12 protein-coding genes are annotated in these 13,623 nt (G+C 66.0%); 8 read left to right on the plus strand and 4 right to left on the minus strand.

The window, feature by feature from the left end:
- Positions 1-102: 102 nt before the first annotated feature.
- On the minus strand, positions 103-2,271 hold the full coding sequence (locus tag LMA02_RS01970) for a M1 family metallopeptidase (protein ID WP_228906654.1): 2,169 nt from the start codon (positions 2,269-2,271) through the stop codon (positions 103-105).
- A 650-nt stretch (positions 2,272-2,921) separates the two neighbouring features.
- Here LMA02_RS01970 and LMA02_RS01975 point away from each other — a divergent pair.
- The 4 genes from LMA02_RS01975 (at position 2,922) to LMA02_RS01990 (ending at position 6,151) form a co-directional block, all read left to right on the plus strand.
- Positions 2,922-3,416, plus strand: a complete 495-nt coding sequence (locus LMA02_RS01975; protein WP_228906656.1) for an LEA type 2 family protein — start codon at positions 2,922-2,924, stop codon at positions 3,414-3,416.
- A gap of 149 nt (positions 3,417-3,565) precedes the next feature.
- A complete protein-coding gene (locus tag LMA02_RS01980) occupies positions 3,566-3,898 on the plus strand; it encodes a YegP family protein (RefSeq protein WP_228906657.1) in 333 nt (110 codons plus the stop codon).
- A gap of 139 nt (positions 3,899-4,037) precedes the next feature.
- A complete protein-coding gene (locus tag LMA02_RS01985; RefSeq protein WP_228906659.1) occupies positions 4,038-5,171 on the plus strand; it encodes a methyltransferase in 1,134 nt (377 codons plus the stop codon).
- Between the two features lie 89 nt (positions 5,172-5,260).
- Positions 5,261-6,151, plus strand: a complete 891-nt coding sequence (locus LMA02_RS01990; RefSeq protein WP_228906661.1) for a class I SAM-dependent methyltransferase — start codon at positions 5,261-5,263, stop codon at positions 6,149-6,151.
- An 81-nt stretch (positions 6,152-6,232) separates the two neighbouring features.
- Here the strand turns inward: LMA02_RS01990 and LMA02_RS01995 are convergent, their stop codons facing one another.
- Both LMA02_RS01995 and LMA02_RS02000 read right to left on the minus strand, forming a co-directional pair.
- A complete protein-coding gene (locus LMA02_RS01995) occupies positions 6,233-6,805 on the minus strand; it encodes a DUF1415 domain-containing protein (RefSeq protein WP_228906663.1) in 573 nt (190 codons plus the stop codon).
- Positions 6,806-6,887: 82 nt separating this feature from the next.
- Positions 6,888-7,511, minus strand: a complete 624-nt coding sequence (locus tag LMA02_RS02000) for a TetR/AcrR family transcriptional regulator (RefSeq protein WP_105785617.1) — start codon at positions 7,509-7,511, stop codon at positions 6,888-6,890.
- A 217-nt stretch (positions 7,512-7,728) separates the two neighbouring features.
- Between LMA02_RS02000 and LMA02_RS02005 the strand changes: the two genes are divergently transcribed.
- From LMA02_RS02005 to LMA02_RS02015, 3 genes are all read left to right on the plus strand, one after another.
- Positions 7,729-9,012: an MFS transporter gene (locus tag LMA02_RS02005; protein WP_006753620.1), complete on the plus strand. Its 1,284-nt coding sequence runs from the start codon at positions 7,729-7,731 to the stop codon at positions 9,010-9,012.
- Between the two features lie 159 nt (positions 9,013-9,171).
- A complete protein-coding gene (locus tag LMA02_RS02010; RefSeq protein WP_006753621.1) occupies positions 9,172-9,777 on the plus strand; it encodes a nitroreductase family protein in 606 nt (201 codons plus the stop codon).
- 198 nt (positions 9,778-9,975) lie between these two features.
- Positions 9,976-11,226, plus strand: a complete 1,251-nt coding sequence (locus tag LMA02_RS02015) for an Hsp70 family protein (RefSeq protein WP_228907595.1) — start codon at positions 9,976-9,978, stop codon at positions 11,224-11,226.
- A gap of 101 nt (positions 11,227-11,327) precedes the next feature.
- On the opposite strand, the gene LMA02_RS02020 is transcribed toward LMA02_RS02015, so the two are convergent.
- Positions 11,328-11,531: a cold-shock protein gene (locus LMA02_RS02020; RefSeq protein ID WP_006477070.1), complete on the minus strand. Its 204-nt coding sequence runs from the start codon at positions 11,529-11,531 to the stop codon at positions 11,328-11,330.
- A gap of 420 nt (positions 11,532-11,951) precedes the next feature.
- Between LMA02_RS02020 and LMA02_RS02025 the strand changes: the two genes are divergently transcribed.
- The gene (locus tag LMA02_RS02025; RefSeq protein WP_228906665.1) at positions 11,952-13,550 is read left to right on the plus strand and encodes an APC family permease; all 1,599 of its coding nucleotides are present in this window, start codon (positions 11,952-11,954) and stop codon (positions 13,548-13,550) included.
- The last annotated feature ends 73 nt before the right edge of the window (positions 13,551-13,623 follow it).

A 13,623-nucleotide genomic window follows, 5' to 3' on the forward strand; every position in this document is an offset into this window, starting at 1 on the left:
GACCCGACAAAAAAACAGGCCCCGCATGCGAGGCCTGCCGAAGGACGTGAGGACTTGAACGCCGGCCGGCGCCGCGAACCGCGCGGCACCGGCCGGACAACGTTACTGAACCAGCGTCTTGCGCGGCTTGAACATGCCCTGATAGCGCAGCGACGGACGTTCCTTCGCCGTCGGCGCGATGCCGCCGAAGCTCGGCGTCTGGCGCAGCTTCATCGCGGCCGGCGAAGCGACCGAGCCGATCGACGTCGAACGCGAAGCCGGCGCGAGGTTGTTCGCGACGAGCAGTGCGGCCTCGCTCTTCAGGTTCGCGAGCAGCACCGGATCGGTCGAGCTGTTGACCTGCGTGAGCAGGCCGCTCCACGCGGCGTCGCTGTAGTTCACGACGTAGTAGTCGAGACCGCTCGGATCCGCGACCACGCCCGTGCAGCCGTCGATCCGCGTCTGCGCCTGCGTATCCTTCAGCGCGATCGTCGTGTGTTTCGCGAGACCCTGGCCGTACGCGATCGTGAGCGGTACCGTCCACTGCAGGCCCGGATACGCGTTCTTGTTCGGGAACGGCTGCTGTTTGAGCGTGACGATCGTCTGGTTCTTCGTCATGTCGCACTGCGTGTCGAGCGAGATCAGCGGCACGCCCGTCTGGCGCACGTAGCTGTCGCCGATCGGGCCGACCGACTGGCCGCTCGCCTTCGACAGCGCATCCCACAGGCGCTTCGGCGTGCCGTTGCCGAACGAGTAGTCGACCAGATACTGCTGCAGGCCCTGGCGCAACGTCTGCTCGCCGAGATAGTTCTCGAGCGTCTTCAGCACGTGGCCGCCCTTGTCGTACGTGAACGCGCTCGCGCTCAGCACGAAGTCGTTCGACGCCCAGTCGTTGAAGTTCGGCGCGACCGGGAACGCGTTCGGGCCGATGTCGCGATTGATCACGCGGTACTTGTTCTTCACCTGGTCGAGCCAGCTGAACTCGTCGGGGAAGAACTGGATCGTCGTCTTCGTCTCGAAGAACGTCGCGAACGACTCGTTGAGCCAGACGTTGTCCCACCAGTCGGTCGTGACGAGATCGCCGAACCACTGGTGCGCGACTTCGTGCGTGAGCACCTCGTTACCGTAACGCGACATCGGCTGGCCCGGCTGCGGCAGGATGTCGTCGGCGAACTCGAGGATCGACCCCCAGTTCTCCATCCCGCCGAAGTTCAGGTCCTTCTGCTCCTTGAACGCGTCGTTCGCGGCGACCGTGTCGAACTTCGTCAGCGGCAGCGGGATGCCCGTGTAGCGGTAGTAGTAGTCGAGCGCCTGCTTGGTGCGGTCCATCGCGGGCTTCGCCCAGTCGCTCATGCCCGGCGGCGTGAACACGCGCAGGTGCAGGCCGCCCTTGCCGCCCGGCAGCGGGCTCGAGAAATCGTCCTCGTAGGTGTCGAACATGCCGCCGCCGAAGAACAGCAGGTACGACGGCATCGGCGGGGTCTTCTCGAATTGCACGAGCTTGTAGCCGCCGCCGACGTTGGTCGACGGCTTCTCGGCCGCATTCGACACGACGCGCCAGCTTTGCGGCACTTCGGCCGTCACTTCATAGGTCGGACGGAACGCCGGCTCGTCCCAGCCCGGGAACCACTGGCGCGACAGGTTGGTTTCGCCCTGCGTGAGGATCGCGCCGCTCGTCTTGCCGTCGGTGCCCTTCAGGTCGACGCGGAACACGCCTTCCGCGGCCGAGCAGCCGGGATACGGATCGTCGCCGCAACTGCCGCCCGTCTGCGTGGCCGGATCGTCGTACGACTTGAAGTTGATGATGCCCGACCACTCCATGTGCAGCGAATAGTTGCCCGGCGCGATCGTGCCGGCCGCGGGGCGCAGCTGGTAGAAGTCGCCCTTGTCCTGCGGCGTCGCGATCAGCTGGATGTTGCCCGGCTGCAGTGTGATGCGGCCGTTCGTGAACTTGATCCGGTGGCCGGCGATCACGATGTTGTTGACCGGTTTCAGCACCTTGATTTCGACATCGGCGCGCCCGTCGAACGCGTTCAGCGCGTCGTTCGGGCGGAACCACAGCCGGTAGTTGACCGGTACCACGGTGTCCGGCAGCTCGACAGGCGACACGCTCTTGTCGACGTTGGACGCGCTCGGCGGCGTGTTGGCGGCGGGCGACGAGCCCGAGTGCGGCGCGCCGGCCGAGCTGAGTGCGGAAGCCGAGCCCACGCCGCCGTCGTCGCCGCCGCAACCGGCGAGTGCGAGTGCGGCGACCAGCGGTAGATAACGCATCTTGTGAATGTTGATCGACATGACTGAAACCTCGATTGTTGAAAGAATCGTTCAGTGCTGCGAAAACGCCGGCAAAGACAATCCCTCGCCGTTAATCAGCAGCGATGAGAAAAGCCAATGACGGATTATTCGAAAAGACGGTCGGCCGACTACGTGAAGGTAATCATCGTTTACTGCCCCCTCTGTGTTTCCGGATGTCGGTTAACTTGCCGGTTCAAAATGGCCGTGCGCGTGTTGTACTGAATTGATTTCGCGCGCACGACACGCGGCCGCCCGCCCTGCACGGGCGTGCATTCCCTTTGAACCGACGACCCACGGGGCTGGCCGTACCAGACCGCAGGACGGAAGGACGGCGTGTCGCCGTTCCGTAAAATCGCCGTCATGCGGCATCAAGGTTTGTCGGCCTGCTCGAAGGATGCGTAAATATACTTGATGGTTTTGGGTAAAGGAAACGAAAAAATTAGAAAGTGACTCGATTGAATTTTTCGTGTGCCATTGAATGCTGGAAGGCATTAATTCACTTTCCGTTTAGCTACTGCTTTCCGTAGTTTTAATCTATTAACGATCTCGGAGATACGCGAAAACTACGAACCGGCGTGTGGCGCGGCGTGCTCGGTACAATGCATCGACGACCTGTCGATTGAGATTGATTGCCGCAAGGAGGCCAGCCCATGCCACGAGCCCTGTTCCTTATCGCGCCGCTGCGCGCCGTGCTGCTGCTGTTCGCCGCCGCCGTCATGCTTGGCGGTTGCGCGGGCTTCACGCGCGAGCCCGTGAGCGTATCGGTCGCGGGGCTCGACCCGCTGGTCGGGCAGGGCCTCGAGATGCGCTTCAGCCTGAAGCTGCGCGTGCAGAACCCGAATGACGCGCCGATCGAATACGACGGCATTTCGGTCGCGCTCGACCTGAACGGCACGCCGTTCGCGAGCGGCGTCAGCGATCGCTCGGGCGTCGTGCCGCGTTTCGGCGAGGCGGTGATCGACGTGCCCGTTTCGGTGTCGGCGTTCGCCGCCGCACGGCAGGCGTGGAACCTGCCCGGCGCGGCGGCCAGCGGCGAGCTGCCCTACGCGCTGCGCGGGCGGCTCGCGGGCGGTGTGCTGGGCAGCGTGCATTTCCGCGACGCGGGCACGTTGCGCATGCCGACGACGCCGGGATGGGGTGGGTAGGTGTGACGGTAACGTCGGCCAAATGTCACGAAAAGTTGACGAATTAACAGTCTTCAACAGTTTGCTTGGCGGAAGTTAGATTGTGGTGGTTACGGCTCCTACACTGGTCAATGTCCGAGGGTCGGACGTTCTTTTAGGAGAGTAACCACATGGCTGCAAAGTTCGAGATCAAAAAGGCGACGAACGGTCAGTACTTCTTCCATCTGAAGTCGGCGAATGGCGAGATCATTCTGGCGAGCGAGCGGTATGAGGAGAAGGGTGGCGCGCGAACCGGCATCGCTTCCGTACGCGAGAATGCGCCGCTGGACGAACGTTATGAGCGGAAGATCGCGCACAACGGCGAGTACATGTTCAACCTGAAGGCCGCGAACCACCAGGTTATCGGTACGAGTGAAACGTACAAGAGCACACAAGGCCGCGACAACGGGATTGCTGCCGTCAAGCGCGACGCGCCCGCCGCAGAGACTGTCGATCTCGCCTGATTGACGATCGTGCCGCGGCAAACGCCTTCGGGCGGGCGCCGCGGCCCCGGTTTTTGCGGGGCTGGACAAAGCGCGGTATGGTGTCGTCCGCGCGGTGAATTCTCGCCGCCTGTCTGAAGCCAACCGTAGCCGAGCTCGCGTGACCGATTTCCCCGTTTTCCACTGGACCGACGCCGACGGCGCCGAACATGCCGTGCGCTGGCGCTCCGAAGCCGGCGTGCAGCCGCCGAAGCGCGCCGTGCCCGCCGACGACCGCTTCACCGCCGATGCCGCGTACCGCCTCGCGTGCGAGGGCACCGCGCTCGTCTGGCAGGGCGACTTCCAGAATGCGCGCCAGCTCGTGCAGGCGATGGCCCGCCGCGTCGAACGCAAGCCGAAGAAGGCGAAGGCTGCGGTCGGCGCCGACGCATTCAACCTGCACCGGCTCGCGCAATCGCAGCGCGCCCGCACGCTCGGAATGCTGCTGATCCCGCTCGATGCCGACTACACGATCCCGCTGCGCCGCGCGCCCGACGTGCGCGCCGCGTGCGAGGAAGCGTACGGGCCGGGCGACGCGCCGTCGGTCGTGTCGTTGCGCGAACTGCTCGGTCTCGTCGGTGCGCACGAATGGCGCAAGAAGGGGGTGCCGATTCCGGCACTCGGCGGTGCGCCGATCCATCCGCATTACGGCGTGTTTTCGCCGGTGCGCGGCGAATACGTCGAACTCGTCGCGCGCGCGCCGCTGCCGGCGACGTCGCTCGCATTCGACATCGGCACCGGCACCGGCGTGCTCGCGGCCGTGCTCGCGTCGCGCGGCGTCGAGCGCATCGTCGCGACCGACCAGGATCCGCGTGCGCTCGCGTGTGCCCGAGAGAACATCGCGCGGCTCGGCCACGCCGATCGCGTCGACGTCGTCGAAGCCGACCTGTTTCCGGCCGGCCGCGCGCCGCTCGTCGTGTGCAACCCGCCGTGGGTGCCGGCCCGCCCGAGCGCGCCGATCGAATACGCGGTCTACGATCCCGACAGCCGCATGCTGCGCGGTTTCCTCGCCGGGCTCGCCGACCATCTCGAGCCGGGCGGCGAAGGCTGGCTGATCCTGTCCGATTTCGCCGAGCATCTCGGCCTGCGGCCGCGCGACACGCTGCTGCAATGGATCGATGAAGCCGGTCTCGTCGTGCTCGGCCGCGAAGACATCCGCCCCGCGCATCCGAAGTCGACCGACGCGGACGATCCGCTGCACGCTGCACGCCGCGCCGAGCTCACGTCGCTCTGGCGGCTCGGCGCGCGGGCCTGATCGCGCATTTTCGGTAAACTGTCGCCATTCCTCACGAATTCACGCCGCCGGGCCGTGGTCACCCGACCATGGCCCGGCGCCGCTTCACGATGTCGAACAAGACCTACGAAATCCGTCCGGAGCAGTCCGTCGAGCTGTTGAAGGAACTGCACATCCTGACCCGCGACGGCAAGCTGAACCAGGACAGCCGCCGCAAGCTGAAGCAGGTCTATCACCTGTTCCAGTTCATCGATCCGCTGCTCGCGAGCGTGCAGGCCGACAAGGGCGCCGTCACGCTCGTCGATCACGGCGCCGGCAAGTCGTATCTCGGCTTCATCCTGTACGACCTGTTCTTCAAGCAGCAGCGGGGGCACGGCACGCCGGCGTTCGCGTCGCACGTGTACGGCATCGAGACGCGCGAAGAGCTCGTCACGCGTTCCGCCGAACTCGCCGCGCGACTCGGGTTCGGCGGGATGTCGTTCCTGAACCTGTCGGTCGCCGACTCGATCACGTCGCCGAAGCTGCCCGAAACGGTCGATGTCGTGACCGCGCTGCATGCGTGCGACACGGCGACCGACGACGCGATCCGTTTCGCGCTCGCGAAGCGCGCGCAGCACATCGTGCTGGTGCCGTGCTGCCAGGCGGAGGTTGCGGGCGTGCTGCGCAGGAACAAGGGCAAGTCGCTCGCGAATGCGCTGACGGAAGTGTGGCGGCATCCGCTGCATACGCGCGAATTCGGCAGCCAGATCACCAACGTGCTGCGCTGTCTGCAGCTCGAGGCGCACGGCTACCAGGTCAGCGTGACCGAGCTGGTCGGCTGGGAGCATTCGATGAAGAACGAGCTGATCATCGCGCAGTACAAGAACCTGCCGCGCCGCAAGCCCGGCGAGCGGCTGAACGAGATCCTCGGCATGTTCGGGCTCGCCGAACTGAACGAGCGCTTCTTCGTGCCGGCGCCCGCGGCGGCGGACGACGAGGCCGTCGAGCCGGCCGCGGACTGAGGCCGACAGGCCGACTGAGCCGACTGAGCCGACTGACGCGCGGCCCGTCGGCCGCGCGATGGCCGGCCGTCGCGCGACGCGTCAGACGTCGTCGCCCGGCCGGCGCATCCATTCACGCCAGCCGTCGTGGCCGAGGCGGCGCAGCGTTTCCTGGTTTTTCTCGTAGATCGCGGACGCGTCCGGAAACGCGTCGACCGCGCGCGCGATGCTGTCCTCGCGCAGCAGGTGCAGGATCGGATACGGCGCGCGGTTCGTGTAGTTCTCGATGTCGTCGGCTTCGCTGCCTTCGAACCGGTACTCCGGATGGAAGCTCGCGATCTGCAGCACGCCGTCGAGCCGCAACTGCCGTACGAGCCGGTCGGCGAAAAACAGCGCATCGTTGTAGTCGACGAAATCCGCGAACGCGCGCGGATAGATCACGAGCGTCGTGTCGACCTGCTGCGGATCCGCCGCCTCGAGCGCGCGCAGCTCGGTTTCGAGGTCGGCGAGTGCGTCCTCGAGCGTCGTCGCTTCGCTGATCGCATAGCGCACCTGTTCCTTCACATAGACGCTCTTCGCGAACGGGCACAGATTGAGCCCGATCACCGCGCGCGCGAGCCAGTGCCGCGTGGCGGCGAGGATGGCGTCGAGCGAGTCGGGGCGGGGATCGGTCATGGCGAAGGCAATCGGGCGAAGCGGCAGCGAGGGCCGCATTGTAGCTGGAGCGGACCGGCGGGGTTCGGGCGTGCGCCGCCCGTCACGCGCAGCCGGCCTCGATCAGCTGCGTGACCAGCGCAGGCGCGGTGCCGATCGGCGTTTCGCCGTGCCGGTACGTCTGGCTGGCCGCGTAGATGCCTTCGACCACCAGCGCGAGCGCATCGGCGAGCGCTTGCGGCTGCCGTGCGCCGGCGCTTTCGCACAACGCGACGAGCCGCTTCATCAGCTGTTCCTTGTTCTGCGCGACGCGCTCGCGCGCCGGGTGCGACGCATCCGGGAATTCGGCCGCGACGTTGACGAACGGGCAGCCGCGATAGTCCTTCTGCGTCGCGCGCTCCGCGAGATCGACGAAATACTGGATCAACTGCGCCTTCGGCTGGCCCGGATGCTTCGCGACGCTCGAATCGAAACGCTCGAAGAAGCACGCATCCATCCGTTCGAGATACGCGAGGATCAGCTCGTCCTTCGACGAGAACTGGCGGTACAGGCTCATCTTGTTGACGCCCGCGAGTTCCACGACCGCCTCGACGCCGACCGCGCGCACCCCTTCCTTGTAAAACAGCTCCTCGGCGGCGCGCAGCAGGTGTTCCTGCGCCGCGGCCGCGGCGATCGGCCGGCGCGTGCGGCGTGCCGGCGGCTTGTTGACGGCCTCGATGCCCGACATGATGATCCTCGACTGCGTGATGAATTGCTTGACATGTTACCGACTGGTAACTACGATCGCAACACACTTGTGACCGAGCGGTAACAATGCCGAGCGGATCGACAGACAAATGCCAGGTGTCGGCCCGGGTCAGCCGATGCAGCGTGCGGCGGAGGTGGCCTGGTGGTGAGGCGGGGCGGGCGCGCGGGCGCCGCGCTGCCAACTGGAGAGCGACAACATGAACTGGGCAGTGACACGAATCGGCGGGCGATTCCACTACGGATGGCTCGCGGCGGCGGTGGTTTTCCTGATCCTGCTGGCGGCCGCCGGCACGCGCGCGACACCGAGCGTGCTGATGGTGCCGCTCGAGCGCGAACTCGGCTGGAGCCGCGCGGCGATTTCGCTGGCGATTTCGGTGAACATCGCGCTGTACGGCCTGACGGGCCCGTTCGCGGCCGCGGCGATGCAGCGTTTCGGGCTGCGGCCGACGATCCTGACCGCGCTGGTGACGATGGGCGCGGGCGTCGCGCTGTCGTCGATGATGACGCAGAGCTGGCAGATGGTCGTGATCTGGGGGCTGATGGTCGGCTGCTCGACCGGTGTCGTCGCGTTGACGCTGTCCGCGACCTTCGTCACGCGCTGGTTCCATGCGCGGCGCGGCCTCGTGATGGGCATCCTGACCGCGAGCACGGCCACCGGCCAGCTCGTGTTCCTGCCGATGCTCGCCGCGATCGCGCAGCGCCACGGCTGGCGGCCGGTCGTACTCGTCGTCGCGGTCGCGGCCGCGATCGTGATTCCGCTGGTCGCGTTCCTGCTGCCCGAGCGGCCGGCCGACGTGCAGCTGCGCCCGTACGGCGAGCCGGCCGATGCGCCGGCCGCGCCCGACGCGACGAAGGAGAACCCGCTCGCGGTCGCGTTCCGCACGCTGCTGATGGCGAGCCGCTCGCGCGACTTCTGGCTGCTGTTCTTCAGCTTTTTCATCTGCGGCGCGAGCACCAACGGCTATGTCGGCACGCACCTCATCGCGATGTGCAGCGACTACGGGATGACCGAAGTGCAGGGCGCGTCGCTGCTCGCCGCGATGGGCGTGTTCGACCTGTTCGGCACGACGCTGTCGGGCTGGCTGTCCGATCGCTACGACAACCGCGTGCTGCTGTTCTGGTACTACGGGCTGCGCGGGCTGTCGCTGATCTACCTGCCGCATGCGTTCGGCATCGATTTCTTCGGGCTGCCGCTGTTCGCGATGTTCTACGGGCTCGACTGGATCGCGACCGTGCCGCCGACCGTGCGGCTCGCCACCGATGTGTTCGGCAAGGCCGCGGCGCCGGTCGTGTTCGGCTGGATCGTCGCCGGCCACCAGCTCGGCGCGGCATTCGCGGCGCTCGGCGCGGGCTTGCTGCGTGCGAGCCTCGGCACCTATACGATCGCGTCGATGATCTCGGGCGGGCTCTGCATCGTCGGCGCGCTGATCGTGCTGCGGATCAACCGCGGCCCGTCCCGCGCCACCGCGCAGGCCGCCTGAGCGCGACGCTCCGGCCGGCCCGTGCGCGGCGGGCAGCTGGTCAATGCAGGATCGGTGATTTGCATTGCGCGGGACGATCGGGCGCGTGATTGCTCAAGCGGTTATGCTTGCGGTTCGGCGCGCGTTCGCGCCCCTTCATCGATGTCAGCGAGGAACCGCATGTCTGTCAAACCTGCTCCCACCACTGTTTCGATTCACGACCTGATCGCGGGCCGCTGGAGCCCGCGCGCGTATTCGGACGAGCCGATCAGCGCCGCCGATCTGCACGCGGTGCTCGAAGCCGCGCGCTGGGCGCCGTCCGCGTACAACGCGCAGCCGTGGCGCTTCATCGTATTCGATCGCACCCAGGACGAAGCGGCGTTCAAGCGCGCATTCGCGACGCTGGTGCCGTTCAACCAGGCCTGGAACGCGCCGGCGCCGGTGCTGATCGCCGTGACTTCGCACACGCTCACGCCGAAGGGCGAGCCGGCGTCGACCGCGCTGTACGACGCGGGCGCGGCCGCGATGTCGCTGGTGCTGCAGGCGCACGCGCTGGGCCTTGCCGCGCACCAGATGAGCGGCTTCGACGCGAAGGCGTTCCGCGACGCGTTCGAGATTCCGGCCGACGTCGCCATTCCGGCGCTTATCTCGCTCGGCCACTACGGCAACGTCGACAAGCTCGATCCGGTGCTGCGCGACCGCGAAAAGGCGCCGCGCACGCGCCATGCGCTCGGCGAGGTCGTCTATGCGGGTGCATGGAAGAAGGGTTTCGAAGCGGCAGCCTGATTCCCCGCGGCAGGCGGCGGGGCGCGTTTGGCCGCCGACCGCACCTGTCGCTCCTGACGCGCCCGCCGGCGCGCCCGATCCCCGCCCCGGGCCGGTTGCGCCGTACCGCTGGCCGGCCCCGGTTGTGATCCGGCGGGCTTCATGTTAAAAAGCCCGTCCTTTCCGTTTTCCGCGCCGGCCATGCTGCGGCACCTTCCGATGACTTACTGCGCGATCGATTTCGGCACGTCCAATTCCGCCGTGGCGCTGCCCGACGGCGATGGGATGCGCCTCGCGCCCGTCGAGGGCGACCACCTGACGCTGCCCACCGCGATCTTCTTCAACAACGACGAGCAGACGGTCGAATACGGCCGCGCGGCGCTCGCGTCGTATATCGACGGTTTCGAAGGCCGGCTGATGCGCTCGATGAAGAGCATCCTCGGCTCGCCGCTCGCGGAAACCACGACCGATCTCGGCGACGGCAGCGCGATGGCGTACACGGAGATCATCGCGCGCTTCCTGACGCACCTGAAGCGCAAGGCCGAGGCACGCGCGGGCGCGCCGATCGGCCGCGCGGTGCTCGGCCGGCCGGTGTTCTTCGTCGACGACGATCCGCGCGCCGACCGCCTCGCGCAGGACCAGCTCGAAGCGGCCGCGCGGTCGGTCGGTTTCACCGACGTGCATTTCCAGTACGAACCGATCGCGGCCGCGTTCGACTACGAGTCGCGCCAGCAGGCCGAACGGCTCGTGCTGGTTGCCGACATCGGCGGCGGTACGTCGGACTTCTCGCTCGTGCGTGTCGGGCCGGAGCGGATGGCGCGCCTCGAGCGCAAGGACGACGTGCTCGCGCACCACGGCGTGCACGTCGCGGGCACCGATTACGACCGCCGCGTCGAGCTGGCGGCGATTCTGCCGGCGTTCGGCTACCGCTCGCTCGATCCCGAGGGGCGCGAACTGCCGAACCGGATCTACTTCGACCTGGCGACCTGGCACCTGATCAACACGGTCTACACGCCGAAGCGGCTGGGCGAGCTGAAGCTGATGAAGCACCTGTACCAGGATGGGCGGCAGTACGACCGGCTTACGCGCGTGGTGGAACAGCGGCTCGGGCACGCGCTGATGGCACGCGCGGAAGAGGCGAAGATCGGCGTGGCGGCGGGCGGGGAGACGATGATCGACCTGAACGACGTGGAAGAGGATCTGCAGATCGCGTTCGACGCCGAACGCCTCGTCGATGCGAGCGTCGACGACACCGCGCGCATCGTCGACGCCGCGCGCGAAACGGTGCGGCTGGCGGGCGTTGCGCCGCGCGACCTCGGCGCGCTGTATTTCACCGGCGGCTCGACCGGGCTCGCGTTTCTGTCGGGTGCGCTCGCCGGCGCATTTCCGGACGCGCAGCCGGTGTTCGGCGATCGCCTCGCGAGCGTCGCGACAGGGCTCGGCATTCACGCGCAGCGGCTGTTCGGCTGAGCGAAGGTGAGCCGGACTGGCGGTGGCCGCATGGCTGCCGCGCCGTAAAACAAAAAGCCCCGCCGAAGCGGGGCTTTTTTACACGAAATATCGCGCCGAACTTAGACCGGACGGATGTTCGCAGCTTGCAGACCCTTCGGGCCCGTCTTCACTTCGAATTCAACCTTCTGGTTTTCTTGCAGCGTCTTGAAGCCTTCGACGCGGATTTCCGAGAAGTGCGCGAACAGATCGTCGCCGCCGCCTTCCGGGGTAATGAAGCCGAAGCCCTTTGCGTCATTGAACCACTTGACGGTACCGGTTGCCATGTTACTTATTCCTAAAAAGATAAAACGGGGCCGAGGCCCATGGGGTGCGGAAGATCAAGGAAGGGGGTAATAGGACCAACCGGAGTACCGTTGATGGGCGAACTACGAAAGAACCAATTCACTCGCCGCTTGAAATCCTGCAACGTTGTTTATACGGCTAATCGCTCGCGTGGTCAACCGGATTTCCATGCACTCAGGGTTATTGCGGAGTTCATGTTTACAAACCTTGCAAACGATGCGAATTTTTTGTAGGGGGCGAACGATTTTGGCGCCATCTTGCAGGTGCAACCGTTAAACTACGCGCCGCTGGACGGGTTGCCCCGATCGGGTTACCCGTCCCCCCAAAATGACGCGCGCGGTGCTGTCCGAGCCGATCCCGGACAGCTGGCCGACCACGCTTTTTGAGACACAGGAGAGGATGTGAAGAGTTCTATTCAACGGAACATCGGCCCGTTTGCACTGATGCTGACGGGCCTGGGTTCGATTATCGGCTCGGGCTGGCTGTTCGGCGCCTGGAAGGCCGCGAAGATCGCCGGTCCGGCGGCGATCTGCGCATGGATCATCGGCGCGGTCGTGATTCTCGCGATTGCCCTCACGTACGCCGAACTGGGCGCGATGTTCCCCGAGTCCGGCGGCATGGTGCGCTATGCGCGCTACTCGCACGGTTCGCTGGTGGGCTTCATCAGCGCATGGGCGAACTGGATCGCGATCGTATCGGTGATCCCGATCGAGGCGGAAGCGTCGATCCAGTACATGAGCACGTGGCCGTATCCATGGGCGCACGCGTTGTTCGTGAACGGTGAGTTGCAGACCCTCGGCCTGCTGCTGTCGGCCGTGCTGGTCGTCATCTATTTCATGCTGAACTACTGGGGCGTCAAGGCGTTCGCGCGGGCAAACACCGCGATCACGATCTTCAAGTTCCTGATCCCCGGCCTCACGATCCTCGGCCTGATGCTGACGAGCTTCCATTCGGAAAACCTCGGCACCGCATCGAACGCGAGCTTCGCGCCGTACGGCTGGTCGGCCGTGCTGACCGCGGTTGCGACGAGCGGCATCGTGTTTGCGTTCAACGGCTTCCAGAGCCCGGTGAACCTCGCCGGTGAAGCGCGCAATCCGTCGCGCAGCGTGCCGTTCGCGGTGATCACGTCGATCCTGCTGGCACTCGTGATCTACGTGCTGCTGCAGATGGCGTACATCGGCTCGGTGAATCCGGCCGACGTCGCGAAGGGCTGGGCGCACTTCAACTTCTCGTCGCCGTTCGCGGAACTCGCGATCGCGCTGAACCTGAACTGGCTCGCGATCCTGCTGTACGTCGATGCGTTCATCAGCCCGAGCGGCACCGGCACGACCTACATGGCGACGACCACCCGCATGATCTACGCGATGGAGCGCAACAACACGATGCCGAAGATGTTCGGCAACGTGCACCCGATTTACGGCGTGCCGCGCCAGGCGATGTGGTTCAACCTGCTCGTGTCGTTCATCTTCCTGTTCTTCTTCCGCGGCTGGAGCTCGCTCGCGGCGGTGATCTCGGTGGCGACGGTGATTTCGTACCTGACCGGCCCGATCAGCCTGATGGCGCTGCGCCGCGCGGCGACCGACATCGAGCGTCCGCTGTCGATTCCGCTGATGAAGCTGATCGCACCGTTCGCGTTCGTCTGCGCCTCGCTGATCCTGTACTGGGCGAAGTGGCCGCTGACCGGCGAAATCATCCTGCTGATGATCGTCGCGCTGCCGGTGTACTTCTTCTTCCAGGCCAAGTCTGGCTGGAGCGGCTGGGGCGCCGACCTGAAGGCCGCATGGTGGCTGGTCGCGTACCTGCCGACGATGGCCGTGCTGTCGCTGATCGGCAGCAAGGAGTTCGGCGGCCATGGTCTGATGCCGTACGGCTGGGACATGGTGATCGTCGCGGCGATCTCGCTGGTGTTCTACTTCTGGGGCGTGAACACGGGCTACCGGACCCAATATCTCGACGAGCGTGAATCGCACGACGAGATCCTCGAAAAGGTCGGTGCCTGACGCCTGACCTGCCACCGGAATCGGCGGTGGCAGGAAGCGCAAAAAAAGCCCGCCCGAGCGATGCTCGGGCGGG

Origin of the sequence: Burkholderia sp. B21-005, assembly GCF_020843965.1 — a bacterium.
In the GTDB taxonomy this organism is placed as follows: domain Bacteria; phylum Pseudomonadota; class Gammaproteobacteria; order Burkholderiales; family Burkholderiaceae; genus Burkholderia; species Burkholderia ambifaria.